The organism is Streptomyces sp. NPDC104307 (assembly GCF_055584045.1).
Map to the genome: position 1 here is coordinate 92,125 of NZ_JBVJMU010000015.1, position 23,394 is coordinate 115,518.

Genomic DNA, 23,394 nt, shown 5'->3' on the forward strand with positions numbered 1-23,394 from the left:
GCATTGGACCACCAGAGGTCCAATCTCGTAGCTCTGTACTGAGGAGCCCTCGATGACCTCCGTCGATCGCACACCGGGACGCCGCACACCGGCGAGCCGGCGCCCGGCCACCGCATGGCTGGTGACGGCTCTCCTGCTTGCCGTGGGCAGCTATCAGCTCAACAACACGATGGTCGGCCCGGCCAACGCGAAGATCATCGAGAGTCTGCACACCGACACGGCGACCGTCGGCCTCGCGCAGACCCTCTTCTCGATCGTCGGCGCCATCTCGGCCATCGTCGTGACCCGGGTCAGCGACTGGACGGGGCGGCGCCGGGCCCTCCTGTTCAGCCTGGTCATGCTCGTCGTCGGAAACGTGATCGTGGCGCTCGCACCGGGCGTGGGCGTCTACATCGCCGGCCGCGCCCTGTCCGGCATGTGCGGCGCCGTCTTCGCCTTCGCCTTCCTGATCCTCCACGATCTGCTCGACCTCAAGACCTTCAGCAAGGCGCTCGCGGTCATCGCCGCCATCAAGGCGGGCCTCGGCGGCGTCGAGGCCGTCGTCAGCGGCAGCATCGTGGACTCCTTCGGCTACCGGGGTGTCTTCTGGTGCATGGTGGGCTTCACCCTGGCGGCGGTCGCCTGCGTCTACTTCGTCGTACCCGAGTTCACCCCGGCCGAGAAGCGGCGCCTCGACTGGAAGGGGTCGATCGTCATCGCCCTCGGCCTGGCCGGCCTCTCGCTGACCCTGTCCCAGGGCGGCAAGTGGGGCTGGTCGAGCCCCGGCACCCTCGCAGCCCTCGTCGGCGGCCTCGTCTTCCTGTGCAGCTTCCCCCTCGTCGAGAAGCGGGTGAAGGAGCCGTTGATCCGGACCACCGAACTCGCCTCGCGCAAGGCGTGGCCGCTGCTCCTCACCAACATCCTCACGCTCGCCGGCGCGGGCGCTGCCACGCTGTTCGTGCTGCCCCTGCTCGCGCAGAACGCGAGCGGCGGCTTCGGCATGAGCGCCACCACGGCGGCGCTGCTCTACACCATGCCGGTCTCCTTGGTCGGCTTCGCCTTCGCCCCGATCGCCGGGACGTACGCGCCCAGGATCGGCTGGCGCGTCATCCTGCTCACCGGCCTGGTCATCACGGTCGCCGGCCTCGCCGTGCTGGCCGCGTTCAGCGACAGTTCCAAGGTCGCCTTCGCCATGACGCTGCTGCTCGGCGCCTGCTACACCGGCCTGGTCCTCACCGCCCTCGACGGCCTGGGCGTGCTCCTGTCCTCCGCCGAGGCGCCCGGCGCGCTGACCGGCTTCAACACCGCCGCCTTCGGTATCGGAGCCTCGCTCGGCATCGCGGTCAGCAGCGGCATCATCACCCAGCACCAGGTGAACGGAGCCGCCACCCACAGCGGTTACGCCACCGCGCTGTGGACCTGCACAGGGCTGGCCTTCCTCGGTCTGCTCGTCTCCTTCCTCATCCCCCGGGCCCACGTCGGCGCGGTGGAGCAGGACGGGCCCGCACCGGCCACGGCGGGCGCCGCGTCCGGCTCGCCCGCCCCACGGCACTAGATTCATCGGGACCGACGCACGGCACGGCCGGCTGCGGGCGGCTCATGACGATGGAGAACCCTTGACACGGCTACGTACGCTCCGCGCCCAGGCTGCGGAAGAGCTCCGCACGCTCATCAACAGCGACTACAGCCCCGGGGACCGGCTGCCCCCCGAGACCGAACTCGCCCGGCGGATCGGCCTGAGCCGCAACACCGTCCGCGAGGCCGTCGCCCTCCTCGTCTCCGAAGGGCTCGTCCAGCGGCGCTGGGGCGTGGGCACGACCGTCCTCGCCCCGGTTCCGCCGGCCTCCTTCAGCGTCACCGACATCATCCCCGTCAAGGAGATCATCACGAACGCGGGCCACGAACCCGGCCTCTCCCACTGGAACCACGCCTCGGTCAGGCCCGACCCGGAGATCGCGGCCCGCCTCGACCTGCCCGAGGACGCGGAGACCTGGTACGTCGAGCGCGTCTTCACGGTCGACGGCCTGCCCGCGGTCCACCTGCGCGACTGGTGCCTCAAGACGATCGGCGGGCGCCCTGTGGACCTGACCCGTCTGCACGACGTGGAGGTCGACTTCATCGGCCTCCTCAGGCAGCAGTCCGGCGAGACCCTGCACCGCATGGAGGGCAAGCTCCAGGGCGCTCTCTCCGGAGAGGCCTTCGCCACGGCCGCACGCCCGCAGCCGGTCCCGCTCGTACAGATCACCCAGACCTGCTACACCACCGGCGGCTCGGCCGTCGTCTACTCGATCGTGCAGTTCGACACGAGCGTGGTGGACCTGACGATCCGCCGGGCGTTCACGGCGGCGGAGGTGTAGCGCCCCCACCGTGCGGCCCCTGGCGAAGAGGCGACATGTCGCACCCTCGCCACCGGCAACTCCTATGCCTCACCGCGACGTCGGCCCCAGGATGACCGGCACCGGACCACCCGGCCGTTCGAGCGGTCGCCCGGCCCGTGCCCGTGCTCCCGCTCGTCCGTCGCCCGGCAGCCGATGCCGCGGCCGCACCCCGCCAGGAGGCCGCGATGCACACCGCCCCTGTCCCGCGCACCGGACGAAGCACGCGCGGACCAGCCCCGCGCCGCGCCGGATCGCTCCGCACCACCGTCCTCAGCACCGCGTTCGCCCTCGCCCTCCTCTGCCCCGTGCTACCGGGCGGGGCAGCTGCGGCGGCCGGAGCCCCGCCCGTCGCCGTCAGCACCCGGAGCACCACGGCCGGGGCCCCGCACAGCGACACGGTCACCCTTGTCACCGGGGACACGGTCACCGTCAGTACCGACGCCGGAGGCCGCGTCTCGGTCGACGCCCAGCCGGTTACGGGGACGGCCACCACCTTCCGTACCGAGGAAGGGCCGTCGGGCGACACCTACGTCATCCCGGACAGCGCGGGGGAGGGGCTGGCCTCCGGGCGGCTCGACCGGGAGCTGTTCAACGTGACCCGGCTCGCCGCCGACGGGCAGGGCGGCGCCGGGCGCGACACGCTGCCGCTGATCGTCGACTACCCGGGCGCCCCGGCCGAGTCCACCCTCGCGGCGCGCGCCGCCGATGTCCCCGGCGTCACGCACCGGACCCCGCTCACCTCGATCGGCGCCACCGCCGTGGACGTCGGCAAGGAGTCGCTGCACGCGTTCTGCCGCGCCGTGCTTGACGGGCCGGAGGCGGTGGTACGACCGGACCGCAGGGTGCGGGCGACCCTGGACGTCAGCGTGCCGCAGATCGGCGCACCCGAGGTGTGGAGGAGCGGGTACGACGGCAGCGGGGTGAAGGTCGCGGTGCTGGACACCGGGATCGACTTCGGGCACCCCGACTTCGACGGCCGGGTCCTGGACTCGGAGAGCTTCATCCCCGGCCAGGACGTGCAGGACGGGCGCGGGCACGGCACACACGTGGCGAGCACGGTGGCGGGCAGCGGCGCAGCGTCCGGCGGGAAGTACAAGGGCGTCGCGCCGGGCGCCGGACTCCTCGTCGGGAAGGTGCTCGACAACACGGGCAACGGCGACGAGTCCACGGTCATCGCCGGCATGGAGTGGGCCGTCGACCAGGGCGCCGACATCGTCTCCATGAGCCTCGGCGCGCCCACCGAAGAGGGCAGCGACATACTCAGCGAGGCCGTCGACGCGCTCAGCGAGTCCTCCGGGGCGCTGTTCGTGATCGCGGCCGGCAACACCGGACCCGGCCGGTCCACCGTAGCCAGCCCCGGCACCGCCCGGACCGCGCTGGCCGTGGGCGCGGTCGACAGCCAGGACCGCCTCGCCGCCTTCTCGGGCCGGGGTCCGACCGCCTCCGGCGCGCTCAAGCCCGAGATCACCGCGCCGGGCGTCGGGATCGTCGCTGCCAGGGCCGCGGGCACCCACATCGGTACGGACGCGGGTGAGTACTACACCGGCCTGGACGGCACCTCCATGGCCACCCCGCACGTGGCGGGCGCGGCGGCACTGCTCGCCCAGCAGCACCCGCGGTGGCGGGCGGCCCGGCTCAAGGACGCGCTGGTCTCCGCCGCGAAGACCGCCCCCGACATCGACGTCTACGAGCAGGGCACCGGCCGGGTCGCCGTCGACCGGGCCTCCGCCCAGTCGGTCACCGCGACCGGGACCGCCGACTTCGGCGACCTGCGCGAACAGCAGCAGGCCGTGAGCCGGGACGTCGTCTACACCAACGACGGGGACCACGAGGTCACCCTGGCCCTGAGCCTCGATCCGGGGCGCGGTGCCACGGTCCCCGAAGGCGGCGCCACCCTCTCCGCCGACACGGTCACCGTCCCCGCCCACGACAGTGCGACCGTCACCCTCACCGTCGACCCCACCCGTACCGGCACCGGTCGTTACGACGGCTACCTGACCGCCACCGGCGGCGGCACCGGCCTGACCACCGCGGTCGGCTGGACCGAGCAACCCCCCAAGCACACGGTCGACTTCACCTTCACCGGCCGTGACGGCAAGGCCGGCGGCCAGACCAACCTCCAGATCCTCGGCCTCGCCACCGGCGACGCCGAACTCCAGAGCCTCACCTTCATGGGCGAGGACACCTGGCAGGCCCGGCTGCCGGAGGGCGACTACGCCCTGCAGGCCCTCGTCACCACCTATGACGCCAACCGCAGCCCGCTGGCCGTCGACACCTTCGCCGAGCCGGAGCTCACCGTCGACGGCGACCGCACCGTACGGATCGACGCGCGCCGGGCCCATGAGCTGACCGCCCGGGTGGACGGCGAACGCGACCCCCTGGAGCGCGCCGCCCTCGGCGTCACCGCCCGCCGCACGCTGGACGACGGCGCCACCGCCGCCATCGGGATCGCCAACGGCGTCAGCGACCGCACCACCCGGTACGGGGCCATCACCTCGCAGACCACTGCCCGGCAGGGCACCTTCGACCTCACCGCCGAACACCACCTCCGCGACCCGCTCGTCCAGGGCACGTGGAGGGCGGCAGGCCGTACGACCCACCGCCTCGACCTCCTCACCCCCGACCTCGGACAGCGGCTGACCGGAAACCGGAAGCTGACCGCCATCGACGTGGGCAGCGGCACCGAGGCCGACTACGCGGGCCGCGACCTGACCGGCAGACTGGCGGTCGTCCGCACCAACGGCTGGCTCGTGCCGACCCTCGCCACCGCCGCCCGGCACCACGCCGCCGCTGTCCTCGCCATCCGCCCCACCGAGGGCACCACTCTCGTCCAGGACGACGGGAACAGCACCGTCCCGGGCCTCGCCGTCAACCGTGAACAGGGCGCCGAGCTCCTCGCCGCCCTCGCGAAGGGCCCGGTGACGGTCACCTTCAACGGCCGCGCCGACAGCCGCTTCACCTACACCGCTCCGTTCCACGCAGCCGGCGCCATCCCGGAGCACACCGCCCTCACCACCCGCCCGGACCGGTTCGCCCGGCTCGTCAACACCTTCCACGCGGACGGCGACGCCCGGATCGCCGACGACGTCCTGACGGTCCGGCATCCGTGGGAGAAGGCCACCTTCCGGATCGGGGCCCGGCACCTCGCCCCCGGTACGCGTACCGACTACGTGTACGCCGCCGACAGCCAGTACGCGCAGACGGTCCGGGCGTCCGACCTGTCCGACACCTACCTGGAGGAGTACCCGGCGAGCCACCGCGCCCGCGCGACCCTGACCCGCGACTGGGGCGGCGCGCCCATGCACCCCACATTGCCGCGCCGCATCAGCTGTGCCCTGTGCCGCTCGGACCTCGGGGCCGGCTTCCTGCTGGCACCGTACGGCGACGGCGACCCCGCCCACTACGGCATGGGCGTCTCCACAAGCACATTCACGTACCGCCGTGACGGCCGACAGGTGCCCGCGGCGCAGCTGTTCGTGCCCGAGGAGGCCGAGTACCGCATTGACCAGAGCGTGGTCCGCCGGACGAACGCACTGGAAACCCTCGGCGTTCGCACCGACACCACGTACACCTTCCGCTCGAAGGCGCCGAAGGCCGGTGCCACCGCGCCCGGCTGCACCGAGGTCTACGGCCCGGACCATCCGTGCGGCGTCCTGCCGGTGATCCTCTTCGGCTACGACCTCGGGGTGGACGGCGCGAACAGCGCGCGGGCCGGCCGGGCCCTCCCGGTGCGCGTCAGCACCCTGCGCCCCGACGGCTACCGGGGTCCGCGCGTTACAGGGATGCGCGTCGAGACCTCGTACGACGACGGCGCGACCTGGAGCGGCTCCGTACGGCCGCACGTACGCGCCGACGGATCGGCCACCACCGTCCTGCACCACCCGCGCACCGGCGCGGAACACGTCACGCTCCGGGTCACCGCATGGGACGACGCCGGCAGCCGCACCGAGCAGACCGTGGTCCGGGCGTACGCGCTGCGGCGCTGACCGGCCGGGGCCACCCGGAACCACCCGGAACCACCCGGAACCACCCGAGGAGACGGCGCACCGCACGAGCATGCCTACCAGGAAGGGTTCGAACCTCCATGACACCGAGATCAGGCAGACCGGGCACCGGGACGCCGCGACGCACCTTGCCTCGCGCCCTGGGACTCCTGCTCACCGTGGGTCTCGCGGCGACCGGGCTCCCCGCCGCCGCGACCGCCCAGGCCGCACCCCCGGCCGGCACCGCCGGGCCCTCCGTCGAGCACGCCCTGACCAAAGATCTTGCGGACGGCGGCAGTTCGACCTTCTGGGTCTACTTGAGCGACGAGGCCGACCTCAAGGGTGCCGCGCAGATCAAGGACCGGGCGCGGCAGGGGCGCGAGGTGCACAGCCGCCTCCAGGAGACGGCCCGGACCAGCCAGTCCGCCCTCATCGACCTGCTGCGGGACACCGGTGCCTCGTACACGCCCTTCTGGATCGCCAACACCGTCGAGGTGAAGGGCGACGCGAAGCTGCTGAAGCGGATCACCGCGCTGCCGGACGTGGAACGCGTCACCGGCGATCGCACCTACGCCCTGCCGAAGCTCACCGAGACGCAGGACGAGCCGACCGTCGACGACGTCGAGTGGGGCGTCGACCGGATCGGCGCGCCCCAGGTGTGGAAGGACTACAAGGCCACCGGTGAGGGCGTCGTCGTCGGCAGCATCGACTCCGGGGTGCAGTACGACCACCCGGCGCTGGTGAAGCAGTACCGGGGCAACAACGGCGACGGCACGTTCACCCACGCCTACAACTGGTACGACACGACCGTCAGTTGCGGCATCGTCGTCTCCACGCCCTGCGACAACGTCGGGCACGGCACCCACACCGTCGGCACCATGGTCGGCGACGGCGGCACCGGCAACCACGTGGGCGTGGCGCCCGGCGCCAAGTGGATCGCCGCCAAGGGCTGCTCGTCGAGCACCTGCGCCCAGCGCGACCTGCTGGCCGCCGGTCAGTTCATGCTCGCCCCCACCGACGCCTACGGCAGGAACCCACGCCCCGACCTGCGCCCGCACGTCGTGAACAACTCGTGGGGCAGCGCCGCCGCAGGCGCCGACCCGTGGTTCGAGCAGACCGTGCAGGCGTGGGTGGCGGCAGGGATCTTCCCGGTCTTCTCCAACGGCAACGAGGGCCCGGACTGCGGAACCGACGGCAACCCGGGCAACCTGAAGGAGAGTTACGGGGTCGGCGCCTTCGACGCCGACGGCAACGCAGCCTCCTTCTCCAGCCGTGGCCCCTCGGAGTTCGGCGACGACCTGATCAAGCCGGACGTCTCGGCACCGGGGGTCGCCATCCGCTCCGCCTACCCCGGCGGCACGTACGCGGTCGGCAGCGGCACGTCGATGGCCGCACCCCATGTGGCTGGCTCCATCGCCCTGTTGTGGTCGGCCGCCCCGGCGGTCGCCCGGGACATCGACGCGACCCGCCGCCTCCTCGACGAGACCGCCGTCGACGTCTCAGACGTCTCCTGCGGCGGCACCGCCGAGAACAACAACGTGTACGGGCAGGGCAGGCTGGACATCCACGCGGCCGTCGAGAAGGCGCCGCGCGGCACGACCGGCACCCTGAGCGGCACGGTCACCGACGCGGCCACCAGCGAGCCGGTCGAAGGCGCCACCGTACAACTCAGCTCCTCCGGTGACCCGGTGGGCCTGCCTGTGACGACCGGCGCGGACGGCCGCTACACGGTGCTCGCCACCGTCGGCGACTACACCGTGTCGGCGTCCTCCCCGGCCTACACCACCACGAAGACAGAGGCGACGATCACCGAGGCAGCCGTCGCCACGGCCGACATCCGGCTGCCGGCCCGTCCCGGAAAGGTCCTGTCCGTCACCCCGGACGACGCCGACTTCGGCACCGTCCCCATGGGCACCACCGGCGGCCCCGTCGCCGTCACCCTGACCAGCCTCGGCAGCAATCCGGTCACGGTCCTCCACGTCACCGACCACGACGGTGCGTTCGTGGCCGACCCGGGCACCTGTGGCAAGGCGCCCTTCCGGCTGAAGCGCATGGAGCACTGCACGCTCGACCTCACCTTCCGGCCCACAGAGAAGACCGGCCAGGACGGGAAGATCACCCTCCTCGACGACGCGCAGGGCCTGGTGCACACCGTGCGCGTGCACGGCAGCGGTACCGCGATACCCGCCCGCACCGGTGCGGTGAGCACGTCCGTCCTCCAGCGGGACCTGCACGCCGCGGCCATCGACCCCGAGGGCCGGTATGCCTACTTCGGCACCGACAACCCCCGGGACCCACTGCCCGGTTACATCACCAAGGTCGACCTGAAAACCTTCAAGAAGGTCGGCACGCTCTCGGTGGGGGTCGGTCAGAAGATCATGCAGGACGCGGTCATCGACCCGGCCGGTAAGTACGGCTACTTCGCGGTCGCCGCTTACCCGGGCCGGATCGTCCGCGTCGACCTGGAGACCTTCACACTGGACAAGATCATCGCGCTCGGCGCGGACGACGGCAACATCCGCTCGGCGCTCATGGACCCGGCGGGGAAGTACGCCTACTTCGGGACCGGCACGGAACCCGGGCGGCTGGTCAAGGTCGACCTGGCCACGTTCACCCGTGTCGGGGCCGTCACCCTGGGCGCCGGCGACGACTTCCTGGACGCCGGAGTCATCGACTCCAAAGGTGAGTTCGCCTACTTCGGCACGGTGACCAGTCCGCAGGGCCGCGTCGTCAGGATCGACCTGGCGGCCATGGAGCAGACCGGCTCGCTCACCCTCCCTCCGGGCGAGGGGCCACTGCGGTCGGCGGTCATCGCGCCCGACGACAGCCACGCCTACTTCGGCACCGGAGAGGGCGGCAGCGGAAAGATCGTCCGGATCGACCTCACGTCCTTCACCCGGGACGGGGCCCTGGCTCCGTCCGGCGGCGGCGCGTTCTTCTCGGCGGTGATGGACCCGGCGGGACGCTTCGCGGCCTTCGGAACGCTGGAGGTGCCGGGCCATGTCGTCACCATCGACCTGGAACGCTTCGAGTCCACGGGCTACGTGACGCTCGGCGAGAACGAGGACGGGCTGATCTCCGGCGTGATCGACCCGCACGGCGCCTACGCGTACTTCGGTACGAAGACCGCGCCCGGCCGGGTCGTCAAGGTCAGGGTCGGCGCCCGCTTCGAGCTGACCGCCACGGCCAACCCGGGCAGGCTCCTGCGCACGGCAGCCCTCACCTGGAACGGGGCGACGGCGGCGAAGGTCCAGGTGGTCCGGGACGGCAAGGTGGTGGCCACCGTGCCGAACACCGGACGCTTCACCGACCTGATCACCGGCCGCCGGCTGCCCTCGTACACGTACAGGTTGTGCGACGCGGGCACAGACCACTGCTCCGGAGAGGCGAAGGCGGCCTTCGGCGGGTCAGCGTCCGGGTAGGGCGTGTCGACAGACCGCCGTCGCGCGGCGGACGGCGGTCCCGGCGTTCCTCGGGTAGGGCCTCGCGTCGGGATCACGCCGGACCGAGGCGTCCGAGCAGCTCCGCGATCCGGACGAAGCCGTCGGCGCCGTGTCCGTCGGCGATGGCCCGCCGCGCCAGTTCCCCGGCCGCGCGCATCACGCCCGCGTCGATGCCGTGGGCCTCGGAGGCGTGGGCGATATGGGCCATGGAGGATGCCGCGGAGGTGAGGGGATTGTCGTCGCCGGAGAAGTCCCCGTCGTCCAGCGCCCCCGCGTACTGCTCGAAGAGCGGGGGCAGGATGGCGCCGATTCCCTTGGCGAACGGGGCCAGTTCGCGGGCGGTGATCCCTTCCGCCCGTGCCACCGCGAGGGCGTGGGCGAAGCCGGTCATCGCGGTCCAGAAGATGTCCAGGAGCGCGATGTCGTACGCGGCCGCCCGGCCGGTCTCCTCGCTCAGATGGGTGTGGGTGCCGCCCAGCGCCTCCAGTACCGGCCGGTGCTCCCGGTAGAGCTCGGCCGGGCCGCTGTGGAGGAACACGGCGGCCGGGGTCCCGATGGTGGTGGTCGGTGTCATGATCGCGCCGTCCAGGTAGCGGACGCCGTGCGCGGCGGCCCACTGCGCGGTGGACCGGGCCCGCTCCGGGGTGTCGGCGCTCAGGTTCACGACCGTGCGCCCCTTGGCCGCGGCCGCGACCGTATCGCTGCGCAGGACGGCGTCGGCCGCGTCGTAGTTCACGACGCACACCACGGTCAGCGGGCTCGCGGCGACCGCCTCCCCGGCCGAGGGGGCGCCGGCCGCGCCGCGTTCGAGCAGCTCCCGGTCCCGGCCAGGTGTGCGGTTCCAGACCGTGGTCCGCAGACCCGCGTCCAGGAACGCACGGGCCAGGCAACGGCCCATCGGCCCCAGGCCGAGCACGGTGACGGCAGGCTGTCCGGAGGATGTAGAAGTGGATGTGGACATGGTTCAACTCCATGGGAAAGTGCGAACGTTGACGAAAGTGGTGAAAGGGCCGAGATGACGCGCAGCCGTGCGAAGGACCCGAATGTCTGCGGAGTGACGGCCGCGATCGCGGTGATCGACGGCAAGTGGAAGACCGTCCTGCTCTGGCTGCTGGAGTCGGGGCCGTGCCGCCCGGGGGAGCTGCGGCGGCAGCTGCCGGGGCTCAGCGAGAAGGTGCTGACGCAGGCGCTGCGCGAGATGGCGGACGACGGAGTCGTGCACCGGGAGGTGTACGACGAACTGCCGCTCAGGACCGAGTACTCCCTGACCCCGTTCGGGCGGGAACTCTCCGAGGCGCTGGCGCCGCTGTCCGACTGGGGACACCGCCGCCTGGACCGGCTGACCGGTTCCGCCCCGGCGGTCTGACCGGACTCACCTCCTTTCCCGAACCTCGCTTCCTGCCGAACGGGTTGCCCCGCCGTCTTCCGTATCCAGGCTCGCCCCGGCGGGTTCCGCTGCCAAGTACCCACAAAAAGGTGGGTACGGGCGATGCTGGCAGGATGGAACTGTCGACTGTGTTCACGGAGTTGCTCGGTGTACGGCACCCGATCGTGCTGGCGCCGATGGGCGGATCGGCCGGGGGCGCGCTGGCGGCGGCCGTCTCGCGCGGCGGCGGGCTCGGCATGCTGGGTGCCGGAATGGGCGACCCGGACTGGCTGGCCCGAGAACTGCCGCTCATGGCGGATGTGGCGGAGCCGTGGGGCGTCGGCTTCCTGAGCTGGGCGGCGGATATCGGCGCGGTCGAGCGGGTGCTGGAGTGCGGGCCCCGGGCGGTGATGCTGTCGTTCGGGGACCCCGGCCCGTTCGCGGGATGCGTCCGCGAGGCGGGTGCGGCGCTGATCATCCAGGTCACCGGTGTGGAGGAGGCCCGGCAGGCCGTGGATATGGGCGCCGACGTCATCGTGGCGCAGGGCACCGAGAGCGGTGGACACGGTGCCCGGCGCGGAAGGTCAACCCTGCCGTTCGTGCCGGTCGTGGTGGACCTGGCGGGGCCCGTGCCGGTGCTGGCCGCCGGCGGGATCGCGGACGGCCGGGGCGTGGCCGCCGCCCTGGCCCTGGGTGCCGCTGGGGCGCTCATCGGCACCCGGTTCCAGGCCACGGCGGAGGCCCTGGCCGACCCCTCGGCCGGCGAGGCGATCGTGCGGGGGAGTGGGCAGGACACGGAGCGCAGCCGCGTTCTCGATATCGCCCGGGAGTCGCGGTGGCCGGAGCGGTACACGGCTCGCACCCTCGGCCACCCCTACCTGGACCGGTGGCGGGACCGGGAGGAGGAACTCGCGGCGGACCCCGGGGCCCGGCAGCGCTATCGGGACGACGTGGCCGACGGCTCCGTACCGCCCGTGCCGGTATGGGCGGGCGAGGGCGTCGACCTCATCACCGACGTGCCGCCCGCGGCCGACCTCGTCGCCGCACTGGCGGCCCAGGCAGCCGACGCCCTGGAGCGGGCGGGGAGACACCGCGCGCACGAGGGGCGGTGAGCGGTGAGCGGCTCGGCGGCGTCACTCACCGGCCACCTTCCGCACCCGTGATGTCGCCGCCGTGACGGGCCGGCCGCTCCGGTCCAGAACGCGGAAGCGGGGCACGTCCCGCCCGTCGTCGTCGACCAGTACGGAGTGCTCCTCGCCGGGCGCGAAGGCGTGCCGCTCACCCCACTGCCTGAGCGCGACGACGACGGTGAACAGCTCCTGGCCGGACTCGGTCAGCCGGTAGGTGTGGCGCTTGGCCCCGGGCGGCGTGCTCGTGGCCAGGATGCCGTGCGCGGTGAGCTTCCGGAGCCGGTCGCTGAGGATGTTGCGGGCGACGCCGAGGCGGTTGCGGAAGTCGGTGAACGACGCCGCGCCGTCCATCGCGTCCCGGACGATGAGCAGGCTCCAGCGGTCGCCCACGAGATCGACCGTGCGCGCGACGGGGCACGCGGGATCGGTCCAGTCCAGCTCGGCCCCATCCCGCTCGGTCGGTACCGCGTCCGTCATCGGTCCCCCTGTGAGTTGCAGATTGAAACCATTGTGCCTCAAGCGGTGATGTCCTACTCTCGAACGGTTGCAGATTGAAACCAATCGATGGGGGTGGTGGGGATGCCGTCGAGAATCACGCGCGGTCAGCGGTTCGTCCTGGCGGCGGTGTGTGCGGTGGCGGTGTCCACGATCTACGCCATCCAGCCGGTACTGGAGTCCGCGGGCGGCGAACTCGGGCTGGCCGGACCGGAGCTGGGCCGGCTGGTCGCGGCCGGCCAGCTCGGCTACTTCGCCGGGCTCGTCCTGCTGGTGCCCCTCGGGGACGTACTCGACCGGCGCACGCTGATCGTCGGGCATCTGATCCTCACCGGGACGGGCGCGGCGATCACGTCCCTCGCTCCCGGCGGGGTGGCGGCCGGGGCAGGTCTGGCGCTCGCGGGCCTGTTCGCGGTGGTCGTGCAGATCACGGTCGCCTACGTCGCGGCCACCTCGCCCCCGGGAGAGCGCGGCCGCAACATCGGTACGGTCACCTCAGGGGTGGTGCTCGGGATCCTCGGCGTCCGGCTGCTCGCGGGCGTACTGGGGGACAGCCTCGGATGGCGCTCCGTCTACGCGGTACTCGCCGTGCTCTGCCTGGCTCTCGCGCTGGTCGCCCGCCTGACGCTGCATTCCGACGCCCGGCTGACGCTGCATTCCGACGCCGGGCTGACCCCGCACGCCGACGCCTGCCTGACCCTGCACGCCGACGCCGGGCTGACCCCGCACGCCGACGCCTGCCTGACCCTGCACCCCGACGCCCGGCCCGCGCGGGCCCGTTACCGGGACGTCCTGGCCGCCGCCGGACGTCTCGTCCTCACCGACCGGCTCCTCCTCGGCCGAGGGCTGATCGCGTTCTTCCTCTTCGCCTCCTTCGGCACGCTGTGGAGCGGCCTTGCCCTGCCGCTGGGGGCCGCGCCGTGGCACTTCGGTACGACGGTGATCGGGCTGTTCGGCCTGGCCGGCCTCATCGGCGCGGTGGCCGCCGCACGCGCGGGCAGCTGGGCCGACGCGGGCCACGCCCACGCCGTCACCGGCTGGTCGCTGGTGCTCCTGGCGGTGTCCTGGACGCTCACCGCGTGGACGTCCCCGAGCCTGTGGCCGCTCATCACGGGCGTCGTACTCCTCGACTTCGCCGTCCAGGCGGTGCACGTGAGCAACCAGCACCTCCTCACCGCCGCGCACCCCGAACGCTCCAGCAGCGTCATCGGCGCCTACATGGCCTTCTACTCGCTCGGCTCCGCCCTCGGCGCCACCACCACGACATGGGCGTACGCCGCCGCCGGCTGGCGGGCCTCCTGCCTGCTGGGCGCGGCCTACGCCGTCGCCGCCCTGGCGGTATGGGCGCTCACCCGCCGCACGAGCGCGTCCCCCACCCTTCCCCTTCGCTAGTGGGCATCGGCACCCTGCATCCGTCGCCGGAGCTCCGAGCCGGACCCGCCGCACCGCGACGACAACGACAACCCCTACCGCGCCCCGATCGCGGCGCTCGGGTCCCTGCCGGTCTCAGGGCTGCTATTCGGGGCGGCCGTCGGCGAGCCACTGGGCGAGGCCGCGCAGTCCGACCGCCCACCGCCCGAGGTCGGTGACCTCGGCGTGCCCGGTGACGACGGTCAGCAGTGCGGCGACCGCTTCGTCCGCCCGATGGGCGTCGTTGAGAGTCAGAGCGCGAAAGACGCGGACGGAGTCGGAGTCCGGGAACTCCTCGGCGGCGCGATCGAGCACCGCGAGCGACTCGTCGAGCTTGCCCAGCCACCTCAGCGTGCTGGCGTACTGGCACAGGCAGCGGCGCAGGACGTCACCGTCGAGGCCGAGGGCGAGTGCCCGCTCGTAGTAGCCGCGGGCGGTCTCCTCCTCGCCCGCGGTGTCGTAGGCGCCGGCCACCTCGTACACGAGGACCGGGTGGTCGGGATGGTCCGCGAGCAATGCCTGGAAATAGGCGATCGTCGGTGCCATGTCCGCCCGGTCGCGCTGCTCGTAGCCGCGCTGGATCGCCTCGGCCAGCTCTGGTGTCAAGTCGGTCGTCATCGCTTCTTCCCCCTTGGTACAAGCCTGAAGATCAACGCACCGTATCGCGCCTCGCCGCCGCTGCGGCGGTCGTGGAACCGGCCGACTTCGGTTACCTCGGCCACCAGTTGGTCCGCTGCGTCGACGGCGTCACCCCGCCGCGACGCTGAGGACCACCTTCCCGCGGGCGTGGCCGCGCTCCACCTCGGCCAGCGCCTCGGCGGCGCGTTCCAGCGGCAGGACGCGTCCGAGGTGCGGGCGCAGCGCGCCCCTGGCCGCGAGGTCGGCCAGCGCGCCGAGGTCCGCTGCGTCGGGGCGGAAGTACAGCTCCGTCAGCTCCACGCCGCCTGCCTCCGCCCGCTCACGGAGCCCGGTGCGGTCGACGCCGGTGCCACGCACGTCCACCAGCCGGCCGCCGGGGCGCAGCAGGTCCAGCGAGCGCAGCGCGTTCGCCCCGCTGAGGGGGTCGAGCGCGACGTCGAACCGCTCCGACCGTGCGAACACGTCCGGCGTGCGGTAGTCGACGGCCTCGTCCACGCCGAGGGCGCGCAGGAACGCCTGGTTGGCAGCCCCGGCGGTCCCGACGACATGGGCCCCGTGCGCCTTGGCGATCTGCACGGCCAGGTGGCCGATGCCGCCGGCGGCCGCGTGAACGAGCACGCGCTCGCCCGTGAGCACCCGTGCCGCGCCGACCAGCGCCTGCCAGGCCGTCAGCCCGGCGACGGGCAGCGCGGCGGCCTCGGCGTCCTCCAGGCAGTCGGGGGTCAGTGCCAGAGCAGTCTCCGGGACGGCGACGTACTCCGCGAAGGACCCCTGCGGCGGCACCACCACCCCGAAGACCCGGTCCCCGGCCCGGAACCTGCCGCCCTCCGCGGTCTCAGCCACGATCGTGCCCGCGACGTCCAGCCCCAGCCCCAGCGGCGGCTCCCCCAGTCGGCGCACCTCCCCGGCCCGGATCCGCCAGTCCGCCGGGTTAACCCCGGCGGCCGCGACACGGACCAGCACCTGTCCGGGCCCAGGCTGCGGCACCGGCATCACCTCGGCGAGCTCGACGACCCCCGGACCACCGAACGAGCGGATCAGAACGCTACGCATGATTCCCTCCCACAAGATCGTCTGCGCGATGCATTCATCTTCGCCACCAGCGGTATCCGCTGGGAAGAAGGCACCTGATTGATATTCAGGTACCTGGTGGATATTCAGGTACCTGGTGGATACTGACCTCATGGATGTCGCCGCCCGCCGTGCCCTCGCCGATGAGTACGCCGCCTACCGCCGCGACTGCCCGTCCCGCACCGTGGTCGAGGTGCTGGCCAACAAGTGGTCCCTCTACGTCCTCGCCGCCCTCCGCCGCGCCGAGCGGCCGCTGCGCTTCAACGAGCTGCGGCGGATCCTCGACGGCATCACCCAGAAGATGCTCACCCAGACCCTGCGCACACTCGAACGGGACGGCCTGGTCGCCCGCGCCGTCTACCCGACCGTCCCGCCCCGTGTCGAGTACGCGCTCACCGCCGAGGGCGGCGCGGCGGGCGAACTGACCACGGCCATCGCCGACTGGGCTGTCGACCACGCCCACGCCATCCACGCCGCCCGCGCCCGCTTCGACGCGCGAATGGCGGAACCGGTCCAACCGCTGCCCTGACGCTGCTCGCGGGATGCCGCGCGTCGGCCTGCTCAGGTGGCAGTCGGCGCGGTGTGGCGTTCCCGGGCAGCACAGGGACGGACCGGACGGGCTCCAAGGCGGCGCGGGCGCGGGCCGCGATGCGGCGGTCCAAGCACCGATGCCCCCATCAGCCGATGAGCGCCTCGGTGATCTGCCGGGTGGTCTGGGCGGCGACCCGAGGGCTGACGGCGGCGTAGGAGGTGTAGGCGTTCAGGCCGGTGGCCATGGCCCAGCCGCGGCCTCGCAACCATGTGGCGTCGTCCACGCCGAGCGTGCTGCGGAATGCGGCTCGGCTGCCGGCCGTCATCAGGGTGAAGGCGATCATCAGGTCACAGGCCGGGTCGCCGACGCCGAGCCCGCCGAAGTCGATGACGGCGCTGAGGCGGCCGTGGACGGTCAGCAGGTTGCCCGTGTGGAAGTCGCCGTGGAAACACACCGGAGGGCCCTCCCATCCGGGGGCGCTCATGGCCGCGTCCCACAGATCGGTCATGGCCGCGGCGTCGAAGACGCCGTCGACCTTCGCGATGGCGGCCCGCGTCGCGTGATCCCGGTCGGACAACGACCAACTGCTGAGATGTTCGTGGGCGGTTCTGGGCGTGCTGTCGGGCGAGAACCGCTGTAGAGCGGCCAGGAAGTGTGCCAGTTCGACGGCGGTCCCGGTGGAGTCGGCGTGCGCGTCGACCGTCGCCACTTCGCCTTCGAGCCAGCGGGACACCGCCCACGGCCACGGATAGCCGAAGCCGGGTTCCCCTACCTCTACCGGTACCGGAATGGTCAGGGGAAGGTGCGGGGCGAGTCGGGGCAGCCACTGGAACTCTTTCCTGGCCTGGCCGATTGCCCCGGCATGGCGGGGCAGCCGGACGCTCAGCTCCTCGCCCAGCCGGTAGATCACATGGTCGGAGCCGGCCGGGTCGAGCAGCTTCAGAGGCAGTCCCGCCCACCGCGGGAACTGGGTGTCGATCAGGCGCCTGACGAGTGCGGCATCGATCTCCGGTCGGATCTCCGCGGTTCTCGCGATTGCCACGACACCTCCTGCGCTCGGTCCGCTCCGGGCGGCGGACGGTATGGGCCATCACAGTGCGTCGCGGCTCTGCCTGTCGACCGGAATATCGCCGTGCGCAGCTACCCGGCGGAGCGTGGTTCGCTCCACAGCAGACCCGTACGAGTGGTTCGGAACACTTTTGCAAGCGGCTGCTTGCAAAAGTTAGCGCCGAGGGTCCACCATCGGTCCATGGCATCACTCAACGTCGGCAGCCTCGGCGAGTACCTGCGTGAGCAGCGGCGCACCGCGCAGCTGTCGCTGCGGCAGCTCGCGGACGCGGCCGGGGTGTCCAATCCCTATCTCAGCCAGATCGAGCGCGGGCTGCGCAAGCCCAGTGCTGAGGTGCTGCAGCAGGTCGCCAAGGCGCTGCGGATCTCCGCCGAGACGCTTTACGTACGGGCCGGGATCCTGGACGAGCGGGAGCGGGACGAGCTGGAGACGCGGGCGGTGATTCTGGCCGATCCGTCGATCAACGAGCGGCAGAAGAGCGTGCTGCTGCAGATCTACGCCTCCTTCCGCAAGGAGAACGGGTTCGAGGACGGGCCCGGGGGTGAGGAGGGGAGTGCGTCCGGTGCGGACGCGCCCTTCAATGCCGACGGCAGTGCTGCCGATACAGCTTCAAAGCCTTCAAAACCCTCACACTGAGTCTGATGATCCGGGAGGACCACAGTCATGGCCATCACCGATGACCTGCGCAAGACCCTCACCGACCCGACCCCCCTCTACTTCGCCGCCGGTACGGCCGATCTCGCCGTGCAGCAGGCGCGCAAGGTTCCGGCGCTGATCGAGCAGCTGCGGGCCGAGGCGCCGGAGCGCATCGAGGCCGTGCGCAACACCGACCCCAAGGTCGTGCAGGAGAAGGTGACCGGGCAGGCCAAGGAGGTACAGGCCGGCTTCCAGGCCAGGGTCACCGAGGTGATCGGGGCGTTCGACACCGATCTGAAGAAGCTGGGCGAGAGCGCCCAGGACCTGGCGCTGCGCGGCGTGGGTGTGGCCGCCGAATACGCGGTCAGGGCCCGCGAGACGTACGAGAAGGTCGCCGAGCGCGGCGAGCAGACCGTGCGCACGTGGCGTGGTGAGACGGCCGAGGAGATCGTCGAGATCGCCGTCGTCGTCGAGCCGCGCAAGGAGTCCGCGCCCGCCGCCGCCAAGCCCGCGCCCGCCGCCCCGGCCAAGGACGGGACCAAGGCGGCGCCGAAGCCGGTCGCCAAGCCCGCGCCCGCCGCCAGGGCCGTCAAGCCGGCCGCCAAGCCCGCGCCCTCGGCCGGCAAGAAGGCTGCCGCGCGCAAGCCCGCAGCCAAGAAGACCACGCCGCCCACCGCCAAGTAGCGCGACCGGCGTGACGGCCGGCCGGAGTGCCGGGGGACGGTCGGGCACCTTTCGGGGTGTCCCGGCCGTTGTCCCGGTACCTTGGCCGCGAGGCGCTCATCCACGTACTAGGCGGTGCACATCATGTTGCTCGAAGGCTTCAACTCAATCCTCGGGCTGATCTACACGGCGATGCTCGTCCTCGCCGTCGTCGCCCTGATCATGGCGGCGGTCGTCCGCGAGGACGCCTACCGGGCCGCCGACAAGAAGACCAAGCCGTTCTGGCTGATCATTCTCGGCATCACGGTGGTGGTGAACCTCTGGGTGCCCATGCTCTTCATTCAGCTCGCCGGACTGGTCGCGACCATCGTGTTCTTCGTGGACGTGCGGCCGGCGCTCAAGGCCGTCACGGGCGGCGGCAACCGCCGCGGCGGTTCCAGCAGCGACGGCCCGTACGGGCCCTACAACGGCGGGCGTTGAGCGCCTGCGGCTGACACCTGTCCGGGGCGGGGGCGTGGAATGCTCCGGCCCCGGTCGCCGTGGTGCGTCCTGCGGCGCTCGGCGTCCTCGTCGCGGTCGAGGAGCAGAACCGCGACGTCGTCGGTGAGTTCGCCGCCGTTCAGCTCGCGGACGCGGGTGACGGCGGCCTCCAGCAGGGCCTCACCGGTCAGGCCCTCCGCCAGCTGACGGTTGATCATCGAGACCATCCCGTCCTGCCCGAGGCGCTGGGTGCCGGTGCCGATCCGGCCCTCGATCAGACCGTCCGTGTACATCATCAGGCTCCAGGAGCCGCCCAGTTCCACCTGCCGGCGCGGCCACCGGGCGCGTGGCAGCAGACCGAGTGCCGGGCCGCCGTCCTGGTACGGAAGCAGATGCGCCGCCCGGCCCTGGCGGGCGATCAGCGGCGCGGGGTGGCCGGCCAGGCAGAGGCCCGCCCGGCGGCCGTCGGGGGCGATGTCCACCGTGCAGAGCGTCGCGAAGATCTCCTCGCTCTCCCGTTCGTGCTCCAGCACCTGCTGGAGCGTGGAGAGCAGCTCGTCGCCGCAGAGACCGGCCAGGGTCAGCGCCCGCCACGCGATGCGCAGCTCCACGCCGAGCGCCGCCTCGTCCGGGCCGTGCCCGCAGACGTCGCCGATCATCACGTGGACCGTGCCGTCGGGCGTGCGGACGGTGTCGTAGAAGTCCCCGCCGAGCAGCGCACGGCTGCGGCCGGGGCGGTAGCGGGCGGCGAAGTGCAGATCGGAGCCGTCGAGCAGCGGGGTGGGGAGCAGGCCGCGCTCCAGGCGGGCGTTCTCCTGGGCCCGCAGCCGGGACTCGGTGAGCTGGTGCTGCGCGACGTCGGCGCGCTTGCGCTCGACGGCGTAGCGGATGGCGCGGCTGAGGAGCCTGCCGTCGAGCTCGTCGCGGAAGAGGTAGTCCTGCGCCCCCACCCGTACCGCCTCTGCGGCCAGCTCGGCGTCCTCCTGGGCGGTGAGCGCGATGACGGCGTGCCGGGGCGCGATCCGCAGCACGTGCTTGAGGGTGGCCAGGTTGTCCGCCTCCTCGCCCTGGGCGGTGCGCGCCTCGCTGCCGGCCGGCAGGGCCAGGTCCAGCAGGATGCAGTCCACGTCGTCGGTGAGGAGCCGGCCCGCCTCCGTGAGGTTGCGGGCGCTGCGGATACGGACCCGGGTGCCGGCCGTTGCGGGCAGTTCCGGGACGGTGAGCGTGCCCGCCGGGTCGTCCTCGATCACCAGGAGGGTGAGGGCGGCGCCATAGCTGGTCTCCGCAGCGGGAACGGAACGCTGCTGCGGTACTGGTACGGGCATCGAATCGGGTTTCCTTCCCTCCCCCCGAGGGCGCGGCGGAGCGACGATCGACGACCCGCCAGACGGGGACGATAGCGGTACGGGATGTGGGAACGGAATGGCGCCCGAAGCGTGTCGGCCCTTCCGGGAACGGCCTTAAGCCGCGGAAGGCCGCAGATCCGGCGGGCTGCGGCGGGGGCACGGCGGTTTCCGGCGCATGACAAAGGTCACGTGGAGCGGGGGGCGCCGGGTGGCGCGGGTCACGACTGCGGGGCGGCAGCCGGATCCGCGCCCGGCGGCGGCGACGAAATCCGTTCCGCTTCGGGGTTCCGGGGGCTTCCGGAGGGCCTTAAGAGTGCCTTGAGGCTCTCTTAAGGTTGCCAGGCTGCCGACTCGCGTACGGGCAGGGAGCCGGTACGTACCCAGGTCAGACAGGTCAGACTGTGGGGAGCCCGGCCGGTGCCGTTCGCGGCCCGGCCCGCGGCTGTTACTTGTCCGGCCCGTGCCGTTCGCGGCCCGGCCCGCGGCCGTTACTTGTCCGGCCGTACGACTCCGAGGATCTCCATCGACCCCGCCCCCGTGATCGTGACGTCGCGGCCGGGGCGCGGGGCGTGCACGATCGCGCCGTCGCCTATGTACATCCCGACGTGCGTGGCGTCGCTGAAGTAGATGACCAGGTCGCCGGGGCGCATGTCCTTGACGGCGATGTGCGGCAACTGCCGCCACTGCTCCTGCGAGGTGCGCGGGATCGGGTGACCGGCCGCCGCCCACGCCTGCGACGTCAGCCCCGAGCAGTCGTACGACGCGGGGCCCACGGCGCCCCACTTGTACGGCTTGCCGATCTGTGAGGTCGCGAAGGCCACCGCCTTCTTGCCGCTCGCGCTCGCTCCCCGGTTGATCTCCTTCAGCGCGCCGGAACTCAGCCAGGCCGTCTGCGACTTGTACTCCGCCTGCTGTTCGAGCTGGAGGAGCCGGGCCCGCTCCTTCTTCTCCAGCTGGGATTCCAGCTTCTTGGCCGCCGCGATCTGCTCGTTGATCTTCTTCTTGGCCTTGGCCTGCTTGACGCGATTGGCTTCGAGCTTGGTCCAGTTGGTGCTCGCGTCCTGGGTGTACGTCTCCAGGTCCTCCTGGGTCCTGTTCAGTTCACCGAGAACGCCCTTGGCGGCCTGCTGGCCCTGGTGGGCCCGGCTGATCCCGTCGAGGAAGAGCTGCGGGTCGCCGCTGAGCATCAGCTGGGCGCCGGGCGGCAGTCCGGCGTTGCGGTACTGCTCGCGCGCCTGGGCGCCGGCTCTGCTCTTGAGCTCGGCGATCTTCGCCTGGCCCTCGACTATGGCCTGCGCCAGCTTGACGATCTCGCCCGACTGCTTCTTGGACCGTTCCTCCGCGAGGTTGTACGCGTCCGTCGCCGCCCCCGCCTGGCGGTAGAGGGCGTCGATCTTCGCCCGCACCTCTTCGAGGCTCTTCTTGCCAGAGGTCCCGGAGGTCCCGGAGGTCCCGGAGGTCCCGGAGGTCCCGGGGTCCTCGGCGTTCCCGGACTTCGGCGGCTGTTCCGGCGCGGGGGGCGTGGGCGCGGCGAAGGCCTGGACCGGTGCGGCCAGTACGGCCAGCGCGCAGACCAGTGTGATCGCCGCGGCGGCACTGTGGCGTCGGTTCACGAGCTCCCCCTCCGGACAGATCCGCACGGATCTGATTTACCGTCAGTAACTTATGGCACCGACGAGATCGTGCCATGCCGTACCGAAAAGCAACAGAGGCTCACACATCTCCGGCCCATTCCGGTCCGGTTGTCCCCGGCCCGGTCCGGTCGCCGGTGCCGCAGCCGTGCTCCCCCTACCGCTCCCCTATCTGGGACGAACGGTGTCCGGCCGATGTTCCCGGTGGACGGGGAGTTCCCCCGATCCGGGCGGGACCCGCTACCGCCGGGGCTACTGTTCGGGCCTCAGTGCCGCCCAGCCCACCGTGACTTCGCCCTGCCGCCACCGTCGTACCCCGTCCGTCAGCGGCCAGTCCCCTGACAGTGCCCGCACCGCCGTGATCCAGCGCTGCCGCGCGCCCAGTGAGGCGTACGGTGCCGCCCCGGCCCAGGCCCGGTCGAAGTCGCGCAGGAACGCGTGGACGGGCTCGCCCGGCACATTGCGGTGGATGAGCGCCTTGGGCAGCCGTTCCGCGAGGTCGGAGGGCCGGTCGAGGGAGCCGAGCCGGGTCGCGAACGTCACCGTGCGCGGGCCCTCCGGACCGAGCGCCACCCACACGTGCCGGCGCCCGATCTCGTCGCAGGTGCCCTCCACCAGCAGCCCGCCCGGCGCGAGCCGCGCGCACAGCCGCTCCCAGACCGCGGCGACCTCGCCCTCGTCGTACTGGCGCAGCACGTTCGCCGCCCGGATCAGCGCCGGCCGCTCGGGCAGCGGGATCTCGAAGCCGCCGTGCCGGAAGGTGAGGCCCTCGCGCTCGTACGGCTTCGCCGCGGCCACCCGTTCCGGGGAGATCTCGATGCCGACCACCGCGGTGCGCGGTTCGGCGCCGCGCAGCCGCTCCAGCAGCTCGACCGCGGTCCAGGGCGCGGCGCCGTACCCCAGGTCGACCGCGACGGGGGTATCGGCGCGGCGCAGGGCGGGGCCGTGGGTGGCGGCGATCCAGCGGTCCATGCGGCGCAGCCGGTTCGGGTTGGTGGTCCCGCGGGTCGCGGTGCCGATGGGGCGCATGACACAGAGCGTAACGAGCGGCGTGGAGCGGATGGCCCAGTGGAGTCGCGGCGACGCGCCGGACACGTAGCGTAATGATTTGGCAAAGCGGAAATGAAAGGAGGGATTCCACTG

General features: G+C 72.2%; 19 protein-coding genes. 11 read left to right on the forward strand and 8 right to left on the reverse strand.

The window, feature by feature from the left end; genetic code table 11:
• Positions 1 to 52: 52 nt before the first annotated feature.
• The 4 genes from ACZ601_RS29795 to ACZ601_RS29810 all read left to right on the forward strand — a co-directional run bounded on the left by ACZ601_RS29795 (position 53) and on the right by ACZ601_RS29810 (position 9,762).
• On the forward strand, positions 53 to 1,534 hold the full coding sequence (locus ACZ601_RS29795) for an MFS transporter (protein WP_469543777.1): 1,482 nt from the start codon (positions 53 to 55) through the stop codon (positions 1,532 to 1,534).
• A 61-nt stretch (positions 1,535 to 1,595) separates the two neighbouring features.
• Positions 1,596 to 2,336, forward strand: a complete 741-nt coding sequence (locus ACZ601_RS29800; protein WP_469543780.1) for a GntR family transcriptional regulator — start codon at positions 1,596 to 1,598, stop codon at positions 2,334 to 2,336.
• Between the two features lie 206 nt (positions 2,337 to 2,542).
• Positions 2,543 to 6,343, forward strand: a complete 3,801-nt coding sequence (locus ACZ601_RS29805) for a S8 family serine peptidase (RefSeq protein WP_469543783.1) — start codon at positions 2,543 to 2,545, stop codon at positions 6,341 to 6,343.
• Positions 6,344 to 6,441: 98 nt separating this feature from the next.
• Positions 6,442 to 9,762 (forward strand): S8 family serine peptidase, encoded by a 3,321-nt coding sequence (locus ACZ601_RS29810; RefSeq protein WP_469543786.1) that lies wholly within the window; start codon positions 6,442 to 6,444, stop codon positions 9,760 to 9,762.
• A gap of 73 nt (positions 9,763 to 9,835) precedes the next feature.
• On the opposite strand, the gene ACZ601_RS29815 is transcribed toward ACZ601_RS29810, so the two are convergent.
• On the reverse strand, positions 9,836 to 10,744 hold the full coding sequence (locus ACZ601_RS29815) for an NAD(P)-dependent oxidoreductase (RefSeq protein WP_469543789.1): 909 nt from the start codon (positions 10,742 to 10,744) through the stop codon (positions 9,836 to 9,838).
• A gap of 54 nt (positions 10,745 to 10,798) precedes the next feature.
• Here ACZ601_RS29815 and ACZ601_RS29820 point away from each other — a divergent pair, with 54 nt between their 5' ends.
• Complete coding sequence (locus tag ACZ601_RS29820) at positions 10,799 to 11,149, forward strand: winged helix-turn-helix transcriptional regulator (protein ID WP_440578751.1); 351 nt, start codon at positions 10,799 to 10,801, stop codon at positions 11,147 to 11,149.
• A gap of 134 nt (positions 11,150 to 11,283) precedes the next feature.
• A complete protein-coding gene (locus ACZ601_RS29825) occupies positions 11,284 to 12,261 on the forward strand; it encodes a nitronate monooxygenase (protein WP_469543792.1) in 978 nt (325 codons plus the stop codon).
• A gap of 21 nt (positions 12,262 to 12,282) precedes the next feature.
• Here the strand turns inward: ACZ601_RS29825 and ACZ601_RS29830 are convergent, their stop codons facing one another.
• Positions 12,283 to 12,756 carry a winged helix-turn-helix transcriptional regulator gene (locus tag ACZ601_RS29830; RefSeq protein ID WP_469543795.1) on the reverse strand — a complete coding sequence of 158 codons (474 nt, stop codon included), beginning with the start codon at positions 12,754 to 12,756 and terminating at the stop codon, positions 12,283 to 12,285.
• Between the two features lie 102 nt (positions 12,757 to 12,858).
• On the opposite strand from ACZ601_RS29830, the gene ACZ601_RS29835 reads away from it, so the two are divergent.
• On the forward strand, positions 12,859 to 14,166 hold the full coding sequence (locus ACZ601_RS29835) for an MFS transporter (RefSeq protein ID WP_469543798.1): 1,308 nt from the start codon (positions 12,859 to 12,861) through the stop codon (positions 14,164 to 14,166).
• Between the two features lie 123 nt (positions 14,167 to 14,289).
• On the opposite strand, the gene ACZ601_RS29840 is transcribed toward ACZ601_RS29835, so the two are convergent.
• Positions 14,290 to 14,802: a tetratricopeptide repeat protein gene (locus tag ACZ601_RS29840; RefSeq protein WP_440575470.1), complete on the reverse strand. Its 513-nt coding sequence runs from the start codon at positions 14,800 to 14,802 to the stop codon at positions 14,290 to 14,292.
• Between the two features lie 129 nt (positions 14,803 to 14,931).
• Positions 14,932 to 15,876 carry an NADP-dependent oxidoreductase gene (locus ACZ601_RS29845; RefSeq protein ID WP_469543801.1) on the reverse strand — a complete coding sequence of 315 codons (945 nt, stop codon included), beginning with the start codon at positions 15,874 to 15,876 and terminating at the stop codon, positions 14,932 to 14,934.
• Between the two features lie 130 nt (positions 15,877 to 16,006).
• On the opposite strand from ACZ601_RS29845, the gene ACZ601_RS29850 reads away from it, so the two are divergent.
• Entirely contained in the window at positions 16,007 to 16,423 is a 417-nt protein-coding gene (locus ACZ601_RS29850; protein WP_440575472.1) for a winged helix-turn-helix transcriptional regulator, read from the forward strand.
• Between the two features lie 148 nt (positions 16,424 to 16,571).
• Here the strand turns inward: ACZ601_RS29850 and ACZ601_RS29855 are convergent, their stop codons facing one another.
• A complete protein-coding gene (locus tag ACZ601_RS29855; protein WP_469543805.1) occupies positions 16,572 to 17,468 on the reverse strand; it encodes an aminoglycoside phosphotransferase family protein in 897 nt (298 codons plus the stop codon).
• A gap of 207 nt (positions 17,469 to 17,675) precedes the next feature.
• On the opposite strand from ACZ601_RS29855, the gene ACZ601_RS29860 reads away from it, so the two are divergent.
• From ACZ601_RS29860 to ACZ601_RS29870, 3 genes are all read left to right on the forward strand, one after another.
• Positions 17,676 to 18,131 carry a helix-turn-helix domain-containing protein gene (locus tag ACZ601_RS29860; RefSeq protein ID WP_311304116.1) on the forward strand — a complete coding sequence of 152 codons (456 nt, stop codon included), beginning with the start codon at positions 17,676 to 17,678 and terminating at the stop codon, positions 18,129 to 18,131.
• A gap of 27 nt (positions 18,132 to 18,158) precedes the next feature.
• The gene (locus tag ACZ601_RS29865) at positions 18,159 to 18,815 is read left to right on the forward strand and encodes a hypothetical protein (protein ID WP_469543808.1); all 657 of its coding nucleotides are present in this window, start codon (positions 18,159 to 18,161) and stop codon (positions 18,813 to 18,815) included.
• Between the two features lie 123 nt (positions 18,816 to 18,938).
• Positions 18,939 to 19,274, forward strand: coding sequence for a DUF2516 family protein (locus tag ACZ601_RS29870; protein WP_123527654.1), 336 nt, complete (start codon positions 18,939 to 18,941; stop codon positions 19,272 to 19,274).
• Here the strand turns inward: ACZ601_RS29870 and ACZ601_RS29875 are convergent.
• The 3 genes from ACZ601_RS29875 to ACZ601_RS29885 form a co-directional block, all read right to left on the reverse strand.
• Complete coding sequence (locus tag ACZ601_RS29875; RefSeq protein ID WP_469543810.1) at positions 19,256 to 20,599, reverse strand: PP2C family protein-serine/threonine phosphatase; 1,344 nt, start codon at positions 20,597 to 20,599, stop codon at positions 19,256 to 19,258. The genes ACZ601_RS29870 and ACZ601_RS29875 overlap by 19 nt on opposite strands.
• A gap of 509 nt (positions 20,600 to 21,108) precedes the next feature.
• Entirely contained in the window at positions 21,109 to 22,233 is a 1,125-nt protein-coding gene (locus ACZ601_RS29880) for a C40 family peptidase (RefSeq protein ID WP_469543813.1), read from the reverse strand.
• Positions 22,234 to 22,503: 270 nt separating this feature from the next.
• Entirely contained in the window at positions 22,504 to 23,280 is a 777-nt protein-coding gene (locus ACZ601_RS29885) for a class I SAM-dependent methyltransferase (RefSeq protein WP_469543816.1), read from the reverse strand.
• Positions 23,281 to 23,394: the final 114 nt, after the last annotated feature.

Coding starts and splice junctions, on each gene's coding strand:
- ACZ601_RS29850 (WP_440575472.1), top strand. CDS start 16,007: ATGGATGTCGCCGCCCGCCGTGCCCTCGCCGATGAGTACGCCGCCTAC.
- ACZ601_RS29875 (WP_469543810.1), bottom strand. CDS start 20,599: ATGCCCGTACCAGTACCGCAGCAGCGTTCCGTTCCCGCTGCGGAGACC.
- ACZ601_RS29805 (WP_469543783.1), top strand. CDS start 2,543: ATGCACACCGCCCCTGTCCCGCGCACCGGACGAAGCACGCGCGGACCA.
- ACZ601_RS29810 (WP_469543786.1), top strand. CDS start 6,442: ATGACACCGAGATCAGGCAGACCGGGCACCGGGACGCCGCGACGCACC.
- ACZ601_RS29820 (WP_440578751.1), top strand. CDS start 10,799: ATGACGCGCAGCCGTGCGAAGGACCCGAATGTCTGCGGAGTGACGGCC.
- ACZ601_RS29865 (WP_469543808.1), top strand. CDS start 18,159: ATGGCCATCACCGATGACCTGCGCAAGACCCTCACCGACCCGACCCCC.
- ACZ601_RS29885 (WP_469543816.1), bottom strand. CDS start 23,280: ATGCGCCCCATCGGCACCGCGACCCGCGGGACCACCAACCCGAACCGG.
- ACZ601_RS29830 (WP_469543795.1), bottom strand. CDS start 12,756: ATGACGGACGCGGTACCGACCGAGCGGGATGGGGCCGAGCTGGACTGG.
- ACZ601_RS29840 (WP_440575470.1), bottom strand. CDS start 14,802: ATGACGACCGACTTGACACCAGAGCTGGCCGAGGCGATCCAGCGCGGC.
- ACZ601_RS29835 (WP_469543798.1), top strand. CDS start 12,859: ATGCCGTCGAGAATCACGCGCGGTCAGCGGTTCGTCCTGGCGGCGGTG.
- ACZ601_RS29795 (WP_469543777.1), top strand. CDS start 53: ATGACCTCCGTCGATCGCACACCGGGACGCCGCACACCGGCGAGCCGG.
- ACZ601_RS29870 (WP_123527654.1), top strand. CDS start 18,939: ATGTTGCTCGAAGGCTTCAACTCAATCCTCGGGCTGATCTACACGGCG.
- ACZ601_RS29845 (WP_469543801.1), bottom strand. CDS start 15,876: ATGCGTAGCGTTCTGATCCGCTCGTTCGGTGGTCCGGGGGTCGTCGAG.
- ACZ601_RS29815 (WP_469543789.1), bottom strand. CDS start 10,744: ATGTCCACATCCACTTCTACATCCTCCGGACAGCCTGCCGTCACCGTG.
- ACZ601_RS29825 (WP_469543792.1), top strand. CDS start 11,284: ATGGAACTGTCGACTGTGTTCACGGAGTTGCTCGGTGTACGGCACCCG.
- ACZ601_RS29860 (WP_311304116.1), top strand. CDS start 17,676: ATGGCATCACTCAACGTCGGCAGCCTCGGCGAGTACCTGCGTGAGCAG.